This window comes from Streptomyces rishiriensis, from assembly GCF_030815485.1.
GTDB classification, from domain to species: Bacteria; Actinomycetota; Actinomycetes; order Streptomycetales; family Streptomycetaceae; genus Streptomyces; species Streptomyces rishiriensis_A.
The window spans coordinates 1,033,496-1,054,059 of record NZ_JAUSWV010000002.1 but is presented as its reverse complement, the minus strand read 5'-3'; the positions used below and the strand labels follow the sequence as shown (position 1 = coordinate 1,054,059).

Sequence of the window (20,564 nt, the reverse complement as noted above, 5' to 3'; positions counted from 1 at the left end):
TCATTCCCATGTTGTTCGGAACGGCATGGATCACGGCTCGCCGGTTGCCGAGGCCCTGGTGCGCGGCGTGGTGGCCGGGCAGGCTAGTTTGCTCGGGTGAGTCTCCTTGATGATGTGGCTGAGCGCGACGGCTGGCGGTGTTGGGTGTGCGACGAACCGGTCGACCCCGGCAAGTCGGTGAACGACGCGCAGGGGCCCAGCGTGGACAGCCGGACCGCCGACCGGAAGGCCAAGGTCGCCGAGCGGCTCGCGCACCGCGGGTGCAACAGCCGTAAGGGCGCGGTCAAGGTGGTCGTCGCCTGGCCGGACCACCTGTACGTGGTCGAACCCGCGCCGCTGATCACCGTTGCCGGGAGGCTGGAGCGCAAGGGGGGCCGCGAGATGGTGGGCCGTTGTCCGACCAGGCAGGACGCCCAGGAAGCGGCGGATTGGCTCGTGGACCGGTTCTCCCGACTGGTACCGGGACTGCCGGTGACCGCCGACATCGAGCCGGGCGGCGGCCAGTTCCTCGTCATCCTGGCCACCGGCCGCCGCTGACCGCGGACCAGTAGCGCACACGCGTTCGGCAACCCCGCCCACTTGGCCCCAAGCCGCTCGCAGAGCACATGGTGCGCGGTCAGCGACTTCGAGCGCCGGCCCGTCGCGTGCTGACTGAGACGTCGACAGCCGTGCCGTCCGCACGGACCGCACGGACCGCCTCAGCGGGCGAGCCGGGCATCGCGGTTCCGCGGACACGCGCCACGCGCCCGGCGCCCGGCGACACGGAGCCGACGATGAAGGTCATCGACGGTCCCAGCGGGCCGCGCGGCAGGGGCGGCGCGTACTTCCAGGGGAGTACGGCTGATCACCTCGCCCGGCGGACGTCCGGCGCGCCCGACGGCGTCTAGCGTGGCGGACATGGAAGAAGAGCGGACGCGGGGCCGCGGCGACCAGGGACAGCAGGGGTCGCACCGGCCGCCGTCCTGGCCGCGCCGCCGCGAAGGCCGCCGGCGAGACCGGGAGGACGGCGCGGACCTGGCTGCGCGGGCCGCGCGGTGGCCCTGGCGATCCACCCTGCTGCTCACCGCTTTCGTCCTCGTCGGCTCGCACTTCGCCGCCCAAGCGCAGGAGGGTGAGCGGGCGCCGCTCGACACCTTCGCACGCGTGCTGCTGGTGCTGGCTTGCGCGCTGCTGCTGTGGCGGCAGCGACAACCGGTGGCCGTCGTGTTCGGCACGGCGTCCACCGCCGCGTTCTACCTGGGCGCCGGCTATCCGTACGGTCCCGTCTTCGTGACCGTGGCCGTGGCCTGCTTCCACGCCGTCGTCGCCGGGCACCGGCGGGCCGCGTGGACGGCCCTCGGCCTGCTCTGGACCGTCCATCTGCTGGTCGCGCACTGGCTGTACCGGTGGTTGCCGCCCACCGGCGACGATCCGGCCCCCTTCGGGCAGGAGATCGTCGTCGCGGGGTGGGTCGTGGCGATCGTGGCGATCGCCGAGCTGGCCCGGATCCGGCGCGAGCAGTGGGCCCGTGAGCGGGCCGAGCGCGCCCAGGCCACTCGGCGGCGGGCCGACGAGGAGAGGCTGCGGATCGCCCGCGAACTGCACGACGTCCTCGCGCACAGCCTCTCGGTGATCAACGTGCAGTCGGGCGTGGGCCTCGCGCTTCTCGACTCCGACCCGGAGCAGGCGCGCACGGCGCTGACCACCATCAAGTCCGCCAGCAAGGAGGCGCTGGGCGAGGTGCGCCAAGTGCTGGACAGTCTCCGTACGCCGGGGGACGCCCCGCGCACCCCGGCACCGGGCCTGGACCGGCTGTCCGAACTGGTGGAGCAGGCGGCGCGTGCGGGCCTCACGGTGGAGGTGGCCGGCCGACCGCCCCGGTTGCCGCCGCACACGGATCTCGCCGCCTTCCGCATCGTCCAGGAGGCCCTCACCAACGTCGTACGCCACTCCCGTTCGCGCCACGCGCGTGTGCGGTTCGAGCAGGCCGACGGGACGCTTCGGCTGCGCGTCGACGACGACGGTCCGGCGTCCGGCGCCGACGCGGGCGGCAGTGGCAACGGACTGGCCGGGATGCGGGAGCGGGCCGCGGCCCTGGGTGGCACGATCGAGGCGGGACCGCGGCCCGACGGCGGTTTCCGGGTCCTCGCCGTACTGCCTACGAGGGCCGGTGAGGATCAGTGAACGAGGCGGAACCGGCCGGCCTCGCGGAACCCGTTGAGGGAGCAGGACCCGTAGACGGAGCAGCGCCGGTGCTGGAAGCAGGACCGGTCGGCGAGGGAAAGGGAGGCACGGTGATCCGCGTACTGCTCGCCGACGACCAGTCGTTGGTCCGGGCGGGGTTCCGGGCCCTGCTGGACGCGCAGCCGGACATCGAGGTGGCGGGCGAGGCCGCCGACGGGGAGGAAGCGGTGCGCGCGGTGCGCGAACTGCGGCCGGACGTCGTGCTGATGGACATCAGGATGCCCCGTCTCGACGGTCTGGCCGCCACCCGCAGGGTCACCGACGACGAGGCGCTCTCCCAGGTCAAGGTCATCATGCTCACCACCTTCGAACTCGACGAGTACGTCTTCGAGGCCATCCGCTCGGGTGCTTCCGGCTTCCTGGTCAAGGACACCGAACCGGAGGAACTCCTGCGCGCCGTGCGGGCGGTGGTCGCCGGGGACGCGCTCCTGTCGCCGGGAGTCACCCGCCGGCTCATCGCCGAGTTCGCCGCCCGCTCGAAGGAGCCCGCGGCGGCGGACGCGCTGAGCCGGCTCACCGAACGGGAACGGGAGGTGATGGCGCTGGTGGGGATCGGTCTGTCCAACGAGGAGATCGCCCGCAGGCTGGTGGTCAGTCCCCTCACCGCGAAGACGCACGTGAGTCGCACGATGGTGAAGCTGGGCGCCCGGGACCGGGCTCAACTGGTCGTAGGCCTACGAGTCGGGGCTGGTCCGGCCGGGCTGGCTGGGCTGAGCGCCGGTACGGAGACGGACGAGCACGGAGACCACCCGGACCAGGAACACCACGGGGGCGAGCCCCAGGCCCGCCCGCAGCAGCGACTTCTCCGCCAGGCCCGGCAGTTCGAACAGCAGCGCCGGTCCGGCGACCGCCCCGAAGAGCACCGCCGCCGCGAACACCGCACTGCACAACGCGTAGCCGATCTCGACGGTGATGACGTCCCGCTCGGCCTGTGTGCGCCTGCCCCCGTAGCCGCTCATGGGGCGAGTCTCACAGGTGGGCGCCCGGCGAGGCAATCGGCCCCGCCGGGCGCCCACTCGTGAACGGTTCAGTCGCGGGCCCCCACGGGCTCCGCGGCCGTCTCCGCGACGGCGGACCTGGCGACCAGGACCGAGCCCTGGGCGCGCCGGGTGCGCAGTCCGGGGAGGGTGATGAGCAGGCCCGCGGCGGCGACGGCCGTCACCACCGCCAGCCCGGGCCGGTAGCTGTCGAGGACGGCCTGCGGGGTGGGGTCGGCCGGGGCGCCCGCGGTCACCACCGCCGTCACCACCGCGAGGAAGATCGCGCCACCCACCTGCACCGAGGTGTTGAGCAGGCCCGAGACCATGCCCTGCTCGTGGTCCGCCACGCCGTTGGTGGCCTGGATGTTGAGCGAGGGGAAGACCAGCGCGCAGGCCGCGCCGATCAGCAGCATGGTGGGCAGGATCACCGCCGCGTAGACCGGGTCGAGATCCACCCGCAGGAACAGCGCGTATCCGGTGACCATGAAGGCGAAGCCCGCCGCGATCAGCCGCGGGGTGCCGAACCGGTCGACGATCGAACCCATCTTGGTCGAGGACACCGCGACCAGCGCGCCGGCGGGCAGGAAGGCGAGTGCCGTGTGCAGCGCCGACCAGCCGAGCAGCGTCTGCATGTAGAGGGTGGCCAGGAACTGGAAGCCGACGTAGGAGCCGAAGAAGGCCATCGCGCCGAGCTGGGCGCGGACCTGGCTGCCGGAACGCAGCACGCCGAGCCGGATCAGCGGGCCGGCCGAGCGGCGTTCGACGAGGACGAAGGCGGTCAGCAGGACGGCGACGGCGAGGAACGACAACAGCGTGCGTGCGGAGGTCCAGCCGGACTCCGGTGCCTGGACCACGGTGTAGACCAGCAGCAGCATCGACGCGGTGCCGAGGACGGCGCCGGGCACGTCGTAGCCGTTGTGGTCCTTCTCGCGTTCGCTGCGCGGCAGCAGCTTCAGACCGGCGGCCAGCGCGATCAGCGCGATCGGCGCGGGAAGCAGCATGGTGAGGCGCCAACTGGCCTCGGTGAGCAGGCCGGAGAGGACCAGGCCCATCGAGAAGCCGGTGGCGGCGCAGGTGGTGTAGATGGACAGCGCCCGGTTGCGCAGCGGGCCCTCGGGGAACGTCGTGGTGATGATGGACAGGCCGGCGGGGGCGGTGAAGGCGGCGCTCAGGCCCTTGATGAACCGGCTCGCGATCAGCAGCGGGCCGGAGTCGACCAGCCCGCCGAGCAGCGAGGCCAGCGCGAAGACGCCGAGGGCGATCAGGAAGACCTGACGCCGGCCGAGCAGGTCGGCCGCGCGGCCGCCGAGCAGGAGCAGGCCGCCGTAGCCGAGGATGTAGCCGCTGACGATCCATTGCAGGGTCGAGGTGGAGAGGCCGAGGTCGGAGCCGATGGACGGCAGGGCGACGCCGACCATCGACACGTCCAGCGCGTCCAGGAACATCGCGGCGCACAGCACCAGCAGGGTGCCCCACAGCCGCGAGGTCCAGCGGCCCTCGGCGAGCGGGGACGCGGGGGAGGGGAGCGGAGAGGTCATGACCGAAACACTACATGCGTATGCATCGAATGCAAGTGCATTTAATTCCGATGCAACGACCGACGTTCTCTGCTACGGTGCGGCCCATGGCGGCGAAGAAGGCCGAGGCCGAGACCGAGCAGGCGCTCGTGGAACAGTGGCGGGACATGCTGGCGCTGCATGCGCGGACCCAGTGCGAACTCGACCGGGCGCTCCACCGACACGGCCTGTGCGGCAGCGACTTCGAGGTGCTCGACGTCCTCGCGGAGTCACCGGCGCCGGACGGCTCGTGCAGTTATCGCGTCCAGGAGATCGCCGAGCGGGTCCATCTCAGCCAGAGCGCGCTGTCCCGGCTCGTCGCCCGTCTCGAGAAGGACGGTCTGGTCGAGCGCGGCATGTGCGCGGAGGACCGCCGAGGCGTCCGGGTCGCGCTCACCGGGAAGGGGCGCGCGCTGCACGGGGACGTACGGCCGGTGCAGCGCGCGGTGTTGACCCGGATGCTGACGGACTGACGCGGCGGGCCGTCGTCCCACGGCGCGGTCGGCTCACGGCGTGCCGTCAGCCCACGGCGTGCCGTCAGCCCACGGCGGACGTCTCCCGCCACAGCGTCGCCAGCGCCGCGTCCCCGGCCACCGCCGGGAGCGGCAACCGGTTCCACAACGACAGATAGAGCGGGGCCGCGGGACCGGACACCTCGCAGTCGGCGTCCCCTTCGGCGTTCCGCTCGGTCGCGGGCGGCTCCGCCGACAGACGTACGGTCCACACGGCGTCGTCCGTGTCCGTGGCCCGCACCCGCAGGATCCCGGGCCGGTCGGTGCGCACCCGGCTCTTGGCGCGTGCGTGGAAGCCGCGCAGCAACTCGTCGATGCCGTCCGCCGCGAAGCCGGGGGTGAGGTCCCGGGCGGTCTCCTCCGGAGCGCGGCCGCGGGCCGATTCCGCGTCCACGCGGTGCACGGCCGTCTCGTGCGCCTGCCGCCTGGCCCAGAACGCGAGCGGTGACGGTGCGGGCAGGAAGTGCCAGCACTCCACGTCGGGCGGCGCGCTGAACAGGGTGTCGACGAGCCGCAGGTGGCTCTCGCGGTACCAGTCCAGCAGCGCGTCGCCGTCGAGCTGCGGCGGTTCGGCGAAGGGCCGGAACGAGGGTTCGCCCTCGGCCACGAACGACGTCGCCCAGCGGTGCACCGTGCCCGTGTGCCGCAGCAGGTCCCTGACCTGCCAGTCCGGACAGGTCGGCACCTTCGCGTCGGGACCCGCTTGTGCCGCCGCGGAAGCCAGCGACCGACCCTCCTGGTCCAGGATGCGGATGAACTCGGCAGTCTCCATGTGGGGGAGTGTGCCGGATGGAGTGCGGTCGAGGGGAGGGGCGCCGGTCCTCAGCCGGCCGTCGCCCGGCGGGTGGCGAAGCCGATCGCCGCGGCCACCGCGGCGAGCGCGGCCACGCTGGTGAGGGCGACGGGCAGGGAGAACCAGTCGGCCATGAAGCCGATGGCGGGCGGGCCCAGCAGCATGCCGCCGTAACCGAGCGTCGAGGCCGTGGCGACGCCGCTCGGGCCGGCCAGGGCTCCCGCGCGTTCCACGGCTACCGGGAAGAGGTTGGCCAGTCCGAGCCCCGCGACCGAGTAGCCGAGGAGCGCCGCCCACGGGGCCGGAGCGAGGGCGCCGAGCAGCATCCCGGCCGCCGCGACCCCGCCGCCGATGACCACCGTACGGGTGCGGCCGAGCCGTTCGAGAAGGGTGGTGCCGGTCAGCCGGCCGATCGTCATGGCGAGCGCGAAACACGCGTACCCGGCCGCGGCGGTCCCGGCGGAGGAGCCCAGGTCCTGGCGCAGGTGCAGGGCGCCCCAGTCGGCGAGGGCCCCTTCGCCGTAGGCGGTGCAGAGGGCGATCAGACCGAAGACGACGACGAGACGACGGGTGCGGGGCGTCAGCCGGTGCGGGCTCGCCTTCGCGGGCCCCGGAGCCCCGGCTTCGGCGGTGGCGGGCCCGGGCACGCCATCGGTTGCGTGGCCGGGCGGCCGCGGCTGCTCCTGCCGGAGCAGCGTCGGTGCCGTGAGCGCGGTGACGAGCAGGCCGACGATCCCGAGGCCCAGCAGATGCCGTGTCGGGGACAGCGACCCCGCCACCAGCCCGCCGAGACCGGCGCCGATCATGCCGCCGAGGCTGAAAGCGGCGTGGAAGGTGGGCATGACCGGCCTGCCCAGCGCCGCCACCAGGTCGACGGCGGCGCTGTTGAAGGCGACGTTGATGCTTCCGTACGCCGCGCCGAACAGCAGCAGTACGGCGCCGAGCGCGGCGGCGGAGTGGGTGAGCGGGGGAAGCGTGACGCTGAGGGAGAGCAGGACCGCGCAGACCACGGTGACCGGATGACTGCCGTAGCGGCTGCACAGACGCCCGGTGAACATCATGGTGATCACCGCGCCCGCGGAGACGCCGAGGAGCGCGAGACCGAGGGTGCTGGGGGAGGCGCCGGTCTGTTCCTTGATGGCGGGGATCCGCACGACCCATCCGGAGAAGACGAAGCCATCAAGGGCGAAGAACGTGGTCAGAGCGATACGGAGCCGGCCGAGGTCGTTGCCGTCGCCCGGCACCGCATCGCGTGTTCGGGTTTTGTTTATTTGCGGCACAAAATCAGGCTAGGTGGTGGTCACGAGCTGGACAAGGCCGTCGTGGCAGCGTCGGGTCTCCGTCGCACGGACCGCGTGAGGGTCCCGGGTCTCCCCGTGCCGTGTCGGCAGGGCGGCTGCCACGACCGTACGGCGGCCGTCGCATCGGCATGGGCGATCTCATGGCGATCGTCATGACAGCAGTCGTCGCTCCTTCGCGACCGCCACCGCGCCCGACCGCGTCTCCACCCCCAACTTGCCGTAGATCCGTCCGAGGTGGGTCTTGACCGTCGCCTCGCTGATGAACAGGGCCCGGGCGATCTCCCGGTTGCCCAGGCCGCGGGCCAGCTGAGCGAGGATCTCGTGCTCACGGGCGGACAGGGCGGGACGCGGGCTGCGCAGCCTGGTCAGCAGGCGGTCGGCGACGGGAGCCGACAGCGCGGTGCGGCCGGCCGCCGCGGCGCGGATCGCCGAGAAGAGTTCGTCCGGCCGTTCCGCCTTGAGCAGGTAGCCGGTGGCGCCGGCCTCGATGGCGCGGGTGATGTCGGCGTCGGTGTCGAACATCGTGAGCACCAGGACCCGGGGACCCGCCTCCGGTCCGCGGGTCAGCCGCCGCGTGGCCGTCACGCCGTCCATGCCGCCGTCGAGCTGGAGATCCATCAGCACCACGTCGGGACGCAGCCGGGCGGCCAGGGCGAGTGCCTCCTCACCGGTGCCCGCCTCGCCGACCACGTCGATGCCGTCTGCGCTGGACAGCAGGGCACGCAGTCCGGCCCGGACCACGGCATGGTCGTCGCACAGCAGCAGCCGGACGGGTGGTGGGGACACGGACGCGCTCACGGGACGGGCTCCTCGAGCGGATCGGGTACGGACGAGGCCAGGGGCACGGCGACGGTGACGACGGTGCCCTCGCCCGGTGCGGACTCCACGCTGAGCGTGCCGCCCGCCTGCCGGGCCCGGATCCGCATGGCCCGAATCCCGTGCCCGCGCGTGCGGTCCTGTTCCGGCATCCGAACGGTGCCCGGGTCGACGGCCGATGCGGTGCCGGGGAGGGGGTCCGGTGGGGCGTCCGAAAGGGGGTCCGGTGGGGCGTCCGGGGCGATGTGCGGAAGGAATGCCGGGGCGGTGTGCGAGGCGGTGTGCCGAAGGGCGTTCGGGGCGGCGCCCGGAACGACGGCCGGGGCGGTGTGCGGGGCGAAGGGGTCCGCGGTGGCGGGCGGGCGAGCCGCTGCGCCCGGCGCCGGGCCGAATCCGCGGCCGTTGTCGGCGACGTCCAGGGAGACCAGGTCGTCCAGGCAGGTCAGGGTCAGCACACCCCTGGTCGCCGCGGCGTGTTCACGGACGTTCGCCAGTGCCCCCTGGGCGATGCGAAGGAGCGCCGCCTCGACCCGTTCGGGCAGTCGGCCCGGGGCGCCCTCGAGCCGGAACTCCACGGTCAGGCCCGGTCCGCTCTCCCGTGCGGCGAGCACCGTGAGCGCCTCCGGGAGGGAGTGCGCGGCGAGGTCGGCCGGCGCCAGGTCGTGCACGAACCGGCGGGCCTCGGCGAGGCCCCGGGAGGAGATCTCGGCGGCCTCGCGCACGTGCTCGCGGGCCGCCTCGGGATCCGACTTCCAGACGCGCTGGGCCGCGTGCAGCAGCATCCGTTGACTGGACAGGCCCTGCGCGAGGGTGTCGTGGATCTCCGTGGACAGCCGCTGACGCTCCGCGAGGACACCCGCCTGCCGCTCGGAGGCCGCGAGTTCGCGCCGGGTACGGACCAGATCGTCGATCAGCACGCGCTGCCGGGCCCCCTGGCGCTGCAGGTGGACCAGCACGGCCGTGGCCACCGCGGCGACGGCCGGCGGCGCCACGACCATGTTGGGATTGAGCGCGCCGTCGGCCACGCGCACCTCGGAGACCACGACCAGTGCGGTGAGCACGGCCGCGAGCGGCACCGCGATCCGTGGCGGCAAGGCGTGCAGGCCGGCGAACAGCAGCGGCATGGCGCACCAGGTCGCGCTGGGCGCGAGCGCCAGGAGAATCACCCAGACGGCCGAAACCGAGCCCAGCCACGCCAGATGGCGCGAGGTCGGCGCGGAGCCGGGGCGCGGCGCCGCGGCCAGGAACGGCCCGAGGACGTAGAGCAGGCAGAAGGCCGCGTACAGCGCCACCACCCATCCGGTGTGCGCTTCGCCCCGGTCGCGGCTGAGGAAGCGGACGAACGACGAGCCGAGCAGCGCGAAGAACGCGAGGTGCACGACCGTGCCCAGCCGACGTTCGTCCGGATCGGTGTGTCTCATCCTCCGTGTCTAACGCTACGGACGTCCGGCCGCATCAACCGATCGGCTGACATCCGGATCGCCCGAACCGGCCGACGAGCCGCGACGGTCGGGCGAGGCGGTGCCGCCCGCACACCCCGAAGCTGGAACCGGATCCCGCACCGTGCGGGAGACGCCGCCCGGGAATTTCGCGACCGCCAAGAACGCGCGATCGTGAGAACCGGGCGAACGTCACGCATCTCGAGAACCTCGCTCGGAAAGGCCGGTAACCGCATGCCCGCCAAGAAGCTCACCGTCAACCGCGCGGCCCTCGGTCACCGCATCGGGTACGCCCTGCGCCACCCGGACCGGGTGCCCCGGCATGTCGCCCGCGCCGCCCGGGACCTGTGGCTGAGCCACCGCCACCAGGATCACGTCTCCTACTACCGCGCGGTGATGCGCTCCGACACCCGCGCCGATCCGGACGCGGCGGTCGGCAGCCGCAGCCGTGAGCGGTGGCTCGCCCTCGGCGCCATGCAGTTCGACTACCTGATCGGCCACGGTCTGCGTCCGGAGCACCGCATGCTGGAGATCGGCTGCGGCAATCTGCGGGGCGGCTGGCGGTTCATCCGGCACCTGGAGCCCGGCCACTACCACGGCATCGACATCTCCCCCGACATCCTCGTGGCCGCCCAGAACACCATCGTGGAGATGGGGCTGCAACAGCGGCTGCCGGCGCTGACGCCGGTGCGCGACCTGACGCTGCGGTTCCTGCCCGACGCGCACTTCGACGTGGTGCACGCGCACAGCGTCTTCTCGCACTCGCCGCTCCCGGTCATCGAGGAGTGCCTCGCCAACGTGGGACGGGTGCTCGCTCCCGGTGGCTGGTTCGACTTCACCTTCGACCGCACCGAGGGCGAGGAGCACCAGGTGCTGCGCGAGGATTTCTACTACCGCACCGACACCCTCGTGGCCCTGGCCGAGAAGCACGGCCTGCGAGCCCGCTTCATGCACGACTGGGAGGAGCTCCCGCACGGCCAGTCCAAGATCCGCGTCACCCATGGGGACCGACCCGGGCCGAACCGCCGTGACCCGAACCGGTCCGACGCGACCGGACCGGCGTGACCTGGAACGGACCGACGCGACCTGGACTGAACCGATGCGACCCGGACCGACGTGCTCTGCCTCGACCCGGAGAGAGGGGAACATAGGGGCATGCGGACACACGGAGAGCGGCTGCGGGCCCTGGCGGGGGCGGTGTTGCTGCTGGGTGGCGCGGTGGCCTGCGGCGGACAGGGAGGCCGCGGCGCCTCGGCGACCGGCACCGCCACCGCACCCGCCACGGCCGAGGGCACGACCACCGGTAGGGGTACCGGCGCCCAGGCATCACCGGCCGCGCCGGCCCCTCGGTTCGACGCGGAGATCGGACTGCCCGACGGCCGACGGGTGGGCATGGCGTACGTCGAGGGGCGCGGGCTCGTGGAACGGCACCGGGACGCGGACACCGGCGTGTGGAGCGCGCCGCGCCTGGTGTACGCGACCGCGACCGACCGGTGCCAGAGCCTCACGCTCAAGGTGTTCGACGCGACGGTCGCCGTCATCGCGGACTGGGGGGACTACTGCTACGACGGCGAACCGCCCATGGAGTCGCTCGCCGCCGTCGGGACGGCGGACCTCACCCGGTGGGACACGAAACTCACCGCGAGTTTCGACGGCTGGTCGAAGGTCGCCCCCGTGGGAAGCTCGGGGGACCTCCTCTTCACCCGCGTTTCCACCGAGTGGCTGACGCGGCTCCGCTGGAGCACGGACGGCTTCGCGGAGGTGGAGGAGATCCCACGTTGATCCCCCCCGACCGGCCGCGCCGATCCGCGCGTCCGGACGATCACGAACAGCGAGCTTCGCAGGCTGACTTGGTGTTTTACAGTGGACCCCGCCAGTCCAGGAGACTCCGGAACCTGTGAGGTACACGCCCATCATGTCGACCGAAACGTTTGAGTTCCAGGTAGAGGCCCGTCAGCTCCTGCAGTTGATGATCCATTCGGTCTACTCGAACAAGGACGTCTTTCTCCGCGAGCTCGTCTCCAACGCCTCCGACGCGCTGGACAAGCTGCGGCTCGCCGCGCTGCGGGACGACACGCTCGACGTGGACGTCTCCGACCCGCACATCGAGATCGAGACCGACGCTGCCTCCCGCACCCTGACGGTGCGGGACAACGGCATCGGAATGTCGTACGACGAGGTCGGCCGGCTCATCGGCACGATCGCCAACTCGGGCACGGCCAAGTTCGCGCAGGAGCTGCGCGAGGCCCAGGAGGAGGCCGGGGCCGAGGGGCTCATCGGGCAGTTCGGCGTCGGTTTCTACTCCGGCTTCATGGTGGCCGACGAGATGACGCTGCTGACCCGGCGGGCCGGCGAGAGCCAGGGCACCCGCTGGTCGTCACGCGGGGAGGGCACCTACACGCTGGCGAGGGTGGACGACGCGCCCCAGGGCACCACGGTCACCCTGCACCTGAAGCCGGCCGACGCCGACGACCAGCTGCACGACTACACCGCGGACCGGACGATCAAGGAGATCGTCAAGCGCTACTCGGACTTCATCACCTGGCCCATCAGGCTGGTCCCGAAGGCGGCCGACGGCGCCACCGCCGAGGCCGGGGCGGACGCCGGCACCGCGACCGAACCCGAGACCCTGAACTCGATGAAGGCCCTGTGGGCGCGCTCGCGCGACGAGGTGTCCGACGACGAGTACCACGAGCTGTACAAGCACATCAGCCACGACTGGCGCGAGCCGCTGGAGACCGTCCGGCTCCAGGCGGAGGGCACCTTCGAGTACCAGGCGCTGCTGTTCCTCCCCTCGCACGCGCCGCACGACCTGTACAACCAGAACTACCAGCGCGGTGTGCAGCTGTACGTGAAGCGCGTCTTCATCATGGACGACTGCGAGGAGCTGCTGCCGTCCTACCTGCGCTTCGTCAAGGGCGTGGTCGACGCGGCGGACCTCTCGCTGAACGTCTCCCGCGAGATCCTCCAGCAGGACCGGCACATCCGGATGATGCAGCGCCGGCTCACCAAGAAGGTCGTCTCCACGGTCAAGGACATGATGACCGCGGCCCCCGACCGCTACGCCACCTTCTGGCGGGAGTTCGGCGCCGTTCTGAAGGAAGGGCTGCTGACCGACTCCGACAACCGCGACACCCTCCTCGCCGTGTCGTCGTTCGCGAGCACGCACAGCGCGGACGAACCGACCACGCTGAAGAGCTACGTGGAGCGGATGAAGGTCGGACAGGACGCCGTCTACTACCTGACCGGCGAGTCCCGGCAGAGCATCGAGAACTCCCCGCACATGGAGGCGTTCCGGGCGAAGGGCATCGAGGTCCTGCTTCTCACCGACCCGGTCGACGAGGTGTGGGTCGACGCGGTGGGCGAGTTCGAGGGCAAGCCGCTGCGGTCCGTGGCCAAGGGCGAGGTCGACCTCGGCGGGGAGGACGGCGAGAAGACCGACGGCGAGCGCGAGAAGCAGGGCGAGGAGTACGCCGGTCTGCTCGGCTGGATGAAGGAGCAACTGGGGCAGGACGTCAAGGAGGTGCGGCTGTCGTCCCGTCTCACCGTGTCCCCGGCCTGCATCGTCTCCGACGCGCACGATCTCACCCCGGCGCTGGAGAACATGTACCGGGCGATGGGGCAGGAGGTGCCGCGCGCCCCGCGGATCCTCGAACTCAACCCCGATCACCTGCTCGTGAAGGGTCTGAACCAGGCCTACAAGGAGCGGGAGGACCGTACGGGGCTCGCCGAGACCGCCGAGTTGCTGCACGGTCTGGCGATCCTCGCCGAGGGCGGCCGGCCCAAGGAGCCCGGACGGTTCGTCAAGCTGGTGGCGGACCAGCTGGAGCGCGCGCTGTAGCCATGCCGCGGGACCGTGCACAGGCCGCAGGGCCCGGCCCTGCGGCCCGGCTCTGCGCCCGGGGCACTCCGTCCGGCCCCCCGCTCGGCCTGTTCACACGGACGCCCGGCCGGTTTCAGCCCCGGCGGGGCGGCGGGGACATGGACGATCACGGCATCGACATCGCCCATGCCGCGTGCGGCGGCGGCTTGCCGGTTCAGACGAGGAGGACCCGGATACCCGCCTCCTCGAACCGGCCCACCGTCGCCGCGTCCGCCGCCGTGTCCGTGACCAGTGTGTCCACCGTGTCGGCCGCGCAGATCCGGGCGAACGCCCGGCGCCCCAGCTTGCTGGAGTCGGCGGCCACCACCACCCGCTCGGCGCGCTCGCACAGCAACCGGTCGACCGCCGCCTCGGCCTCGTCGTGCGCGGCGGCGCCGTGCGTCGCGTCGAAGGACACGACACCGAGCACCGCCACGTCGAGGGTGAGCTGACCCAGCACTCCGTCCGCGAGCGGTCCGACCAGCTCGTACGACTGCGCCCGTGCCACGCCCCCGGTCACCACGATCTTGAACTGGGGGCGCACCGCCAGCTCCGCCGCGATGTTCAGCGCGTTCGTGACCACGGTCAGCGCGGGTGAGCCGGACGCCAGATCGCCCCGCACGGCCAGCGCGCGCGCCACCTCCGTGGTCGTCGTGCCGCCGGTCAGCCCCACCGCCTCCCCGGGCGCGACCAGCGCGGCCACCGCGCCGGCGATCCGCTGCTTCTCGGTGGCCTGCCGGGCCGTCTTGTACCGCAACGGCAACTCGTACGACACCCCGTGCACCACCGCCCCGCCCCGCGTGCGCAGCAGCATCTGCTGCTCGGCGAGCTGGTCGAAGTCACGGCGGATGGTCGCCGCCGACACGGCGAGCGCGGCCGCCGCGTCCTCGACGTCCAGCCGGCCGCGTTCGACGAGCAGTTCCAGCAACGCCTTCCAGCGGGCGTCACGCGACATGGACGATCTCCGTTCGCATGCTTGAAGTTGCTCGAATGGTGGCTCTATCTTGCATGAACACGCAAGAGCAGTCACCGTCGGTGAGAGGTGGGGCATGACCCACGTCGAGGACGAACTGACCGACCAGCCGGAGTGCTGGATCCGCGCCGCAGCCGAAGTGTCCCGGTACGCGCACGAGTTGCCGAAGCCCGGGGAGCGGGTCGCGCTCGTCGGCTGCGGTACCTCGTACTTCATGGCCCAGGCCGCGGCAGCTCTGCGCGAGGACGCCGGACACGGCGAGACCGACGCCTTCGCCGCCTCGGAGTTCCCGCACGGCCGCCCCTACGACCGGGTCGTCGCCCTGACCCGGTCCGGTACCACCACCGAGGTCCTCGACCTGCTCGGCCGGCTGCGCGGGCACACCCGCACGACCGCGATCACCGCCGACCCGCGTACCCCGGTCGTCGAGTCGGCCGACCATGTCGTGGTCCTGGACCACGCCGACGAACGTTCCGTCGTGCAGACCCGGTTCGCGACCACCGCGCTCACCCTGCTCCGCGCCCATCTGGGCCTGCACGGCGACGGTGTCGTCGCCGACGCCCGGACCGCGCTCGCCGAGCCCCTCCCCGAAGGGCTCGTGGACTGCGGGCAGTTCACCTTCCTCGGACGCGGCTGGACCGTAGGACTGGCGAACGAGGCCGCGCTGAAGATGCGCGAGGCGTCGCTGTCCTGGGCCGAGGCCTATCCCGCGATGGAGTACCGGCACGGTCCCATCAGCATCGCCACCGGCTCCACCGCGACCTGGATGTTCGGCGAGGCACCCGACGGGCTGGCCCGGCAGGTGGGCGCCACCGGCGCGCTGTGGGTGCCGGGTGAGCTGGACCCGCTCGCCGAACTGGTCCGCGCCCAGCGCCTCGCCGTGGCCGTCGCCGCCGCCCGTGGTCTCGATCCGGACCGCCCGCGCCACCTCACCCGCTCGGTGATCCTCGCTCCCTGAGCCTTCGACCTGAAGAGGAGTTGCCGTGCCGCTCACCACCACCGGCGAACTGGTCACCCGGGCGCACGCGGCCCGTACCGCCGTCGCCGCCTTCAACATCATCACGCTGGAACACGTCGAGGCCGTCATCGCCGGCGCCGAGACCGCCGGGGCGCCCGTCGTCCTCCAGGTCAGCGAGAACGCGGTCGCCTACCGCCAGGGGCGGCTGCTCCCGCTCGCCCGCGCCGCCGCCGTCGCGGCCGAACGCGCCGCCGTCCCGGTCGCGTTGCACCTCGACCACGTCCGGAGCGACCGGCTGCTGCGCCGGGCGGCCGACGCGAGCTTCAGCTCGGTCATGTACGACGCCTCCCGCCTGCCGTACCAGGAGAACCTCGCGGCGACCCGTGCCGCCGTCGAGCTGGCCCATGCCCGAGGGCTCTGGATCGAGGCGGAGCTGGGCGAGATCGGCGGCAAGGGCGCGCATGCGCCCGGCGCCCGTACCGACCCGGTCGAGGCCCGCGCGTTCGTGACCGACTCCGGTGTGGACGCGCTGGCCGTCGCCATCGGCAGCGTCCACGCGATGACCACCCGCACCGCCGCCCTCGACCACGGCCTGCTCGGACGGCTCCGTACGGCCCTCGAGGTGCCCCTCGTCCTGCACGGCTCCTCCGGGGTCCCGGACCGCGAGCTGACGGCGGCCGTCACGGGAGGCATCGCCAAGGTCAACATCGGCACCGCGCTCAACCAGGCGATGACCGGCGCGATCCGCGAGCACCTGGGAGCGCATCCGGACGCGGTCGATGCCCGGCCCTACCTGAACGCGGGGCGGGAGGCCATGGCGCGCACCGTCGAACGGATCCTCACCGGTGTCGGGCTCACCCTCGCCTGACCGCCCTCAGCACCACGAACTTCCGGTCACCGGCGACCAGTTCACTGTTGCCGAACAGCCGCTTCAGCTTCACGTGGTAGCCCAGGTGCCGGTTGCCGACCACCCACAGCTCGCCACCCGGCCGCAGCGCGCGCCGGGCCCCGGTGAACATCCGCCAGGCCGTGGCGTCCGTGGTCGCCTGGTGGGAGTGGAACGGCGGGTTGTTCAGCACCAGGTCGACACTGCCGTCGGCCACCCCCGCCAGCCCGTCCCCGACCCGGAACTCGGCGTGCCCCGGCACCCCGTTCGCCTTGTACGTGGCCTCCGCCGACGCCACCGCCTGGAACGACTCGTCCGTGAACAGCACCTCGGCCTCCGGGTTGGCCAGCGCCACCGCCGTACCGACGATGCCGTTGCCGCAGCCCAGGTCGACGACCCGGCGCGTGCCGCTGGTCGTGGGCAGGTGCTTCAGAAGGAACCGGGTGCCGATGTCGAGGCGGTCGGCGCAGAACACGCCCGCGTGATTGACGACCGGCCGGCCGGAGAGGGCGCCGCCGACGTCGTCGGGCACGTCGTAGGCGTAGGGCCACGGGTTGCCGGGGCGGCGCAGCGACGGAGCCGGCGTGCAGAAGACGAGCCGGGCCTTCTGCTCGGCGAGCGAGGTCCGGGTGGGCCCCAGGATCCGCTCGAACAGCCTCAGCGTCGAGGTGTGGATCTCCTTCACCATGCCGGTGCCCACGACGACCGTCTCCGCGTGCACGGCGGGCGCCAGCCGCAGCAGCTGGTCCTCCAGCAGCGCCAGGCTCTTCGGCACCCGGATCAGGAGCACGTCGATCCGCTCCGGCACCGGGTCCTGGGTGGTGAGCAGCCGGACCGCGCCGGTCTCGACGCCGGCCCGCGCCAGGTTCGCCCGGGTCGCCTCCTGCCCCAGCCAGGAGTCGGTGATCTGCGTCGGGCGGTGCGCCGCGAGCGCCGTCACCAGCGCACCCCAGCGGTCGCCGAGCACCACCACCGTGCCGGTCAGCGGGACGGCCTGCTCCGCGAGGTGTCTGAGCAGATACGCGTCGGATGCGTCCCAGGCGCGCAGTGTCTCGCGAGGATCCTCGGGGTGGCGGGCCAGCGTGACCTCGCCCCACGGCGTCGTCATACGGTCGTTCATCGTGTGTCAAGGCTAACCGAGCAGCAGCTCAGGCCCGGTGTCGGACCCATGGCGGAGGATGGACCCATGGACTCCGAGCTGTTTCCGCGGGAACGTGCGCAGGTGGCGCCGGGGGCGGTGCACGTGCCCGACTGGGTGGATCCGGCACACCAGCGTGAGCTGCTCCGCGCCTGCCGGGACTGGGCCCGTCCCCCGGCCGGCCTGCGCACGGTCCGTACGCCGGGCGGCGGCACGATGACCGCCCGCCAGGTCTGCCTGGGCTGGCACTGGTACCCGTACGCCTATGCCCGCACGGTCGGTGACGGCGACGGCGCGCCCGTCAAGCCCTTCCCCGCGTGGCTGGGCGAGCTGGGCCGGCGCGCCGTGGCCGACGCACTGGGACCGGCGCCGGCCCGGGGAGCCGCGTACGACATCGCGCTGATCAACTTCTACGACGGCGACGCCCGTATGGGCATGCACCGTGACGCCGACGAGAAGTCCGAGGCGCCGGTGGTCTCCCTGAGCCTCGGCGACACCTGCGTCTTCCGCTTCGGCAACCCGCGGACCCGGACCCGGCCCTACACCGACGTCGAGTTGCGCAGCGGCGACCTGTTCGTGTTCGGGGGACCGTCGCGGCTCGCGTACCACGGGGTGCCGCGGGTCCTGCCGGGCACGGCGCCGGCCGGCCTGGGCCTGACGGGACGGCTCAACATCACCCTGCGGGTGAGCGGCTTCCCCGACGCCACCTGAGGAACGGATCATGGGAGACTCGCCCTCATGAGCGGCAAGGCGGACCCCCGGCCGGCGGGGGATGGGACCACCTCGAGAGCGCGGCTGGACCGGGGGCGCGGTGCGCTCGGGCCCGCGTTGGAGCTCGTGCACACCGGGCGGGCGCCCACCCGCGCGGTCCTGACCGCCGAACTCGGTGTCACCCGTGCGACGGCCGGCGCGGTCGCCGCGGAGCTGGAGGCGCTGGGCCTGATCAGGGTCGACGCGCGGCCGGGCGCCGCCGCCGGTTCGCAGGGCCGCCCCTCGCACCGGCTCGAGGTCGCGGAAGGCGGGCCGGTCGCCCTCGCCGCGCAGGTCCACGCCGACGGGTTCCGGGCCGCGCTGGTCGGTCTCGGCGGGCGGATCGTCGCCACCACGCCCAGCTGCGAGACCGTCGACGCCGATCCCGCCAAGGTGCTCGGCGCCGCCGTCGACGCCGGCGCCGAACTGCTGCGGCAGACGGGCCGGACCTGCGTGGGCGCCGGGCTCGCCGTACCGTCCGCGGTCACCGAACCCGAGGGGCTGGCGCTGAACCCGCTGCACCTGGCGTGGCCGGTGGGCGCGCCCGTGCGGGAGATCTTCGCCGAGCGGATCCGCGCCGCCGGTCTCACCGGCCCGGGGTTCGTGGGCAACGACGTCAACCTCGCCGCCCTGGCGGAACACCGGCACGGTGCCGGACGCGGCGCCCGCGACCTGCTGTGCGTGGCCACCGGGCACCGGGGCGTCGGCGGCGCGCTGGTGCTGGACGGCCGTCTGCACACGGGCAGTTCGGGCCTCGCGCTGGAGGTCGGCCATCTCACGGTCAACCCGGAGGGCCGCCCCTGCTACTGCGGCAGCCGGGGCTGTCTCGACGTCGAGGCGGATCCGCTCGCCCTGCTCACCACCGCGGGCCGCGAGCCCGGCCCCGAGGGTTCCCTGCTCCAGCAGGCCAACGAACTGATCGGCGAGGAGTACGGCGATCCGGTGGTCCGCACGGCCGCCGAAGCCCTGATCGACCGGCTCGGCCTCGGCCTGGCCGGTCTGGTGAACATCCTCAACCCCGACCGCATCATCCTCGGCGGTCTGCACCGCACTCTCCTGGATGCCGACCCCGACCGGCTGCGGGCCGTCGTCGCCGACCGGAGCCTGTGGGGCCGCAGCGGCGGCGTCCCGATCCTCGCCTGCTCCCTGGACCACAACAGCCTGGTCGGCGCGGCAGAGTTGGCCTGGCAGCCGGTGCTGGACGATCCGCTGGGGGCGCTGGGCCCCGTGTGACCGGCAGGCCGTGTGGCCCGGTCCTGCCTGCCGCAGCACCGGGCTCGGAGCGGGACGCGGTTCGGTCCTCCTCGCGGGCGTCGGTGCCGAGGTCCCCTGGGACGCACCGCAGCGCGGCGCACGAACCGCCGTTTGCCGCGGGGAACACCCTGACCCGCCGGGCCCGTGCGGGGGAGGCGACCAGGTCCAGGCGTGGCTGGACGGCCTGACGGCGCCGCGTCGAAGTAGGTTGAGGCCATGACGGACGAACTCACCGTGAGCGTGCTCGGCACCGGCATCATGGGCGCCGCGATGGCCAAGAACCTCGGCCGGGCCGGCCATACGGTGCGCGCCTGGAACCGCACCCGCGCCAAGGCCGAGCCGCTCACCGCCGACGGCGTCCACGTCGTCGACACCCCCGCGGAGGCCGTCGAGGGTGCGGATGTCGTCCTCACGATGCTCTACGACGGCCCCGCCGCGCTGGAGGTCATGCGCGAGGCCGCTCCCGGACTGCGTACCGGAGCGGCCTGGGTCCAGTCGACGACCGCCGGGATCGGGGCCGTCGGCGACCTGGCCGCCTTCGCCCGCGCGCACGGCCTCGTCTTCTTCGACGCGCCCGTGCTGGGCACCCGGCAACCCGCCGAGGCCGGTCAGCTGACCGTGCTGGCGGCGGGGCCGAGCGAGCACCGCGACGCTGTGTCGCCGGTGTTCGACGCGGTGGGCGCGCGGACGGTGTGGACGGGCGAGGACGGCGCCGAGGGCAGCGCGACGCGGCTGAAACTGGTGGCCAACAGCTGGGTCATCGCGGCCACCGCCGCGGCCGGTGAAATCCTCGCCCTGGCGCAGTCCCTGGACGTCGACCCAAACGCCTTCTTCGAGCTGATCGCGGGTGGCCCGCTGGACATGGGGTACCTGAAGGCGAAGACCGGTCTGATCCTCGACGACCGGCTCTCGCCGCCGCAGTTCGCGGTGACCACGGCCGCCAAGGACGCGCGTCTGATCGTCGAGGCCGGCCGTGACAACGGCGTCCGGCTGGATGTGGCGGCGGCGAGTGCCGAGCGTCTGGAGCGGGCCGCCGCCCAGGGCCACGGTGACGAGGACATGGTCGCCGCCTACTTCGCCAGCTTCGACGAGAACCCCTGATCCGAGACACCCGAGCCGCGAG

19 protein-coding genes and 1 pseudogene are annotated in these 20,564 nt (G+C 72.8%); 12 read left to right on the top strand and 8 right to left on the bottom strand.

Annotation, left to right across the window (positions count from 1 at the left end):
- The first annotated feature begins 96 nt into the window (after positions 1–96).
- The 3 genes and pseudogenes from QF030_RS07110 to QF030_RS07100 all read left to right on the top strand — a co-directional run bounded on the left by QF030_RS07110 (position 97) and on the right by QF030_RS07100 (position 2,937).
- The gene (locus tag QF030_RS07110; protein ID WP_307161798.1) at positions 97–537 is read left to right on the top strand and encodes a hypothetical protein; all 441 of its coding nucleotides are present in this window, start codon (positions 97–99) and stop codon (positions 535–537) included.
- A gap of 360 nt (positions 538–897) precedes the next feature.
- On the top strand, positions 898–2,163 hold the full coding sequence (locus QF030_RS07105) for a sensor histidine kinase (RefSeq protein ID WP_307161797.1): 1,266 nt from the start codon (positions 898–900) through the stop codon (positions 2,161–2,163).
- A 110-nt stretch (positions 2,164–2,273) separates the two neighbouring features.
- Positions 2,274–2,937: pseudogene (locus QF030_RS07100) on the top strand (response regulator).
- Here QF030_RS07100 and QF030_RS07095 read toward each other — a convergent pair.
- Positions 2,898–3,182, bottom strand: a complete 285-nt coding sequence (locus QF030_RS07095) for a DUF6332 family protein (protein ID WP_307161796.1) — start codon at positions 3,180–3,182, stop codon at positions 2,898–2,900. The pseudogene QF030_RS07100 and the gene QF030_RS07095 overlap by 40 nt on opposite strands.
- Before the next feature lie 68 nt (positions 3,183–3,250).
- Positions 3,251–4,741, bottom strand: a complete 1,491-nt coding sequence (locus QF030_RS07090) for an MFS transporter (RefSeq protein WP_307161795.1) — start codon at positions 4,739–4,741, stop codon at positions 3,251–3,253.
- Positions 4,742–4,827: 86 nt separating this feature from the next.
- Between QF030_RS07090 and QF030_RS07085 the strand changes: the two genes are divergently transcribed.
- Complete coding sequence (locus tag QF030_RS07085) at positions 4,828–5,232, top strand: MarR family winged helix-turn-helix transcriptional regulator (protein WP_307161794.1); 405 nt, start codon at positions 4,828–4,830, stop codon at positions 5,230–5,232.
- Positions 5,233–5,296: 64 nt separating this feature from the next.
- Here the strand turns inward: QF030_RS07085 and QF030_RS07080 are convergent, their stop codons facing one another.
- The 4 genes from QF030_RS07080 to QF030_RS07065 form a co-directional block, all read right to left on the bottom strand.
- Complete coding sequence (locus QF030_RS07080) at positions 5,297–6,043, bottom strand: maleylpyruvate isomerase family mycothiol-dependent enzyme (RefSeq protein WP_307161793.1); 747 nt, start codon at positions 6,041–6,043, stop codon at positions 5,297–5,299.
- Between the two features lie 50 nt (positions 6,044–6,093).
- Positions 6,094–7,344 (bottom strand): MFS transporter, encoded by a 1,251-nt coding sequence (locus QF030_RS07075; RefSeq protein ID WP_307161792.1) that lies wholly within the window; start codon positions 7,342–7,344, stop codon positions 6,094–6,096.
- Between the two features lie 171 nt (positions 7,345–7,515).
- A complete protein-coding gene (locus tag QF030_RS07070) occupies positions 7,516–8,163 on the bottom strand; it encodes a response regulator (protein ID WP_307161791.1) in 648 nt (215 codons plus the stop codon).
- Positions 8,160–9,602, bottom strand: a complete 1,443-nt coding sequence (locus QF030_RS07065) for a sensor histidine kinase (protein WP_307161790.1) — start codon at positions 9,600–9,602, stop codon at positions 8,160–8,162. Before QF030_RS07065 ends, QF030_RS07070 begins: the two co-directional genes overlap by 4 nt.
- 252 nt (positions 9,603–9,854) lie before the next feature.
- Here QF030_RS07065 and QF030_RS07060 point away from each other — a divergent pair, with 252 nt between their 5' ends.
- The 3 genes from QF030_RS07060 (at position 9,855) to htpG (ending at position 13,461) form a co-directional block, all read left to right on the top strand.
- On the top strand, positions 9,855–10,685 hold the full coding sequence (locus QF030_RS07060; RefSeq protein WP_307161789.1) for a class I SAM-dependent methyltransferase: 831 nt from the start codon (positions 9,855–9,857) through the stop codon (positions 10,683–10,685).
- Positions 10,686–10,775: 90 nt separating this feature from the next.
- Positions 10,776–11,402, top strand: a complete 627-nt coding sequence (locus QF030_RS07055) for a hypothetical protein (protein WP_307161788.1) — start codon at positions 10,776–10,778, stop codon at positions 11,400–11,402.
- Positions 11,403–11,535: 133 nt separating this feature from the next.
- On the top strand, positions 11,536–13,461 hold the full coding sequence (gene htpG / locus QF030_RS07050) for a molecular chaperone HtpG (protein WP_307161787.1): 1,926 nt from the start codon (positions 11,536–11,538) through the stop codon (positions 13,459–13,461).
- 196 nt (positions 13,462–13,657) lie between these two features.
- Here the strand turns inward: htpG and QF030_RS07045 are convergent, their stop codons facing one another.
- Positions 13,658–14,437, bottom strand: coding sequence for a DeoR/GlpR family DNA-binding transcription regulator (locus QF030_RS07045; RefSeq protein ID WP_307161786.1), 780 nt, complete (start codon positions 14,435–14,437; stop codon positions 13,658–13,660).
- Positions 14,438–14,531: 94 nt separating this feature from the next.
- On the opposite strand from QF030_RS07045, the gene QF030_RS07040 reads away from it, so the two are divergent.
- Together QF030_RS07040 and QF030_RS07035 are read left to right on the top strand one after the other, a co-directional pair.
- Positions 14,532–15,413, top strand: a complete 882-nt coding sequence (locus tag QF030_RS07040; protein ID WP_307161785.1) for an SIS domain-containing protein — start codon at positions 14,532–14,534, stop codon at positions 15,411–15,413.
- A 25-nt stretch (positions 15,414–15,438) separates the two neighbouring features.
- The gene (locus QF030_RS07035) at positions 15,439–16,281 is read left to right on the top strand and encodes a class II fructose-bisphosphate aldolase (protein ID WP_307161784.1); all 843 of its coding nucleotides are present in this window, start codon (positions 15,439–15,441) and stop codon (positions 16,279–16,281) included.
- Here the strand turns inward: QF030_RS07035 and QF030_RS07030 are convergent.
- Positions 16,268–17,407 carry a methyltransferase gene (locus tag QF030_RS07030; protein WP_307167493.1) on the bottom strand — a complete coding sequence of 380 codons (1,140 nt, stop codon included), beginning with the start codon at positions 17,405–17,407 and terminating at the stop codon, positions 16,268–16,270. The two genes, QF030_RS07035 and QF030_RS07030, sit on opposite strands and share 14 nt — an antisense overlap.
- 78 nt (positions 17,408–17,485) lie before the next feature.
- Between QF030_RS07030 and QF030_RS07025 the strand changes: the two genes are divergently transcribed.
- The 3 genes from QF030_RS07025 (at position 17,486) to QF030_RS07015 (ending at position 20,542) form a co-directional block, all read left to right on the top strand.
- Positions 17,486–18,148: an alpha-ketoglutarate-dependent dioxygenase AlkB family protein gene (locus QF030_RS07025; protein WP_307161783.1), complete on the top strand. Its 663-nt coding sequence runs from the start codon at positions 17,486–17,488 to the stop codon at positions 18,146–18,148.
- A 27-nt stretch (positions 18,149–18,175) separates the two neighbouring features.
- Positions 18,176–19,420: an ROK family protein gene (locus QF030_RS07020; protein ID WP_307161782.1), complete on the top strand. Its 1,245-nt coding sequence runs from the start codon at positions 18,176–18,178 to the stop codon at positions 19,418–19,420.
- 237 nt (positions 19,421–19,657) lie between these two features.
- On the top strand, positions 19,658–20,542 hold the full coding sequence (locus QF030_RS07015) for an NAD(P)-dependent oxidoreductase (RefSeq protein WP_307161781.1): 885 nt from the start codon (positions 19,658–19,660) through the stop codon (positions 20,540–20,542).
- Positions 20,543–20,564 lie beyond the last annotated feature (22 nt).

Coding starts and splice junctions, on each gene's coding strand:
- QF030_RS07040 (WP_307161785.1), top strand. CDS start 14,532: ATGACCCACGTCGAGGACGAACTGACCGACCAGCCGGAGTGCTGGATC.
- QF030_RS07045 (WP_307161786.1), bottom strand. CDS start 14,437: ATGTCGCGTGACGCCCGCTGGAAGGCGTTGCTGGAACTGCTCGTCGAA.
- QF030_RS07090 (WP_307161795.1), bottom strand. CDS start 4,741: ATGACCTCTCCGCTCCCCTCCCCCGCGTCCCCGCTCGCCGAGGGCCGC.
- QF030_RS07085 (WP_307161794.1), top strand. CDS start 4,828: ATGGCGGCGAAGAAGGCCGAGGCCGAGACCGAGCAGGCGCTCGTGGAA.
- QF030_RS07020 (WP_307161782.1), top strand. CDS start 18,176: ATGAGCGGCAAGGCGGACCCCCGGCCGGCGGGGGATGGGACCACCTCG.
- QF030_RS07025 (WP_307161783.1), top strand. CDS start 17,486: ATGGACTCCGAGCTGTTTCCGCGGGAACGTGCGCAGGTGGCGCCGGGG.
- QF030_RS07095 (WP_307161796.1), bottom strand. CDS start 3,182: ATGAGCGGCTACGGGGGCAGGCGCACACAGGCCGAGCGGGACGTCATC.
- QF030_RS07105 (WP_307161797.1), top strand. CDS start 898: ATGGAAGAAGAGCGGACGCGGGGCCGCGGCGACCAGGGACAGCAGGGG.
- QF030_RS07055 (WP_307161788.1), top strand. CDS start 10,776: ATGCGGACACACGGAGAGCGGCTGCGGGCCCTGGCGGGGGCGGTGTTG.
- QF030_RS07080 (WP_307161793.1), bottom strand. CDS start 6,043: ATGGAGACTGCCGAGTTCATCCGCATCCTGGACCAGGAGGGTCGGTCG.
- QF030_RS07065 (WP_307161790.1), bottom strand. CDS start 9,602: ATGAGACACACCGATCCGGACGAACGTCGGCTGGGCACGGTCGTGCAC.
- QF030_RS07015 (WP_307161781.1), top strand. CDS start 19,658: ATGACGGACGAACTCACCGTGAGCGTGCTCGGCACCGGCATCATGGGC.
- htpG (WP_307161787.1), top strand. CDS start 11,536: ATGTCGACCGAAACGTTTGAGTTCCAGGTAGAGGCCCGTCAGCTCCTG.
- QF030_RS07060 (WP_307161789.1), top strand. CDS start 9,855: ATGCCCGCCAAGAAGCTCACCGTCAACCGCGCGGCCCTCGGTCACCGC.
- QF030_RS07030 (WP_307167493.1), bottom strand. CDS start 17,407: ATGACGACGCCGTGGGGCGAGGTCACGCTGGCCCGCCACCCCGAGGAT.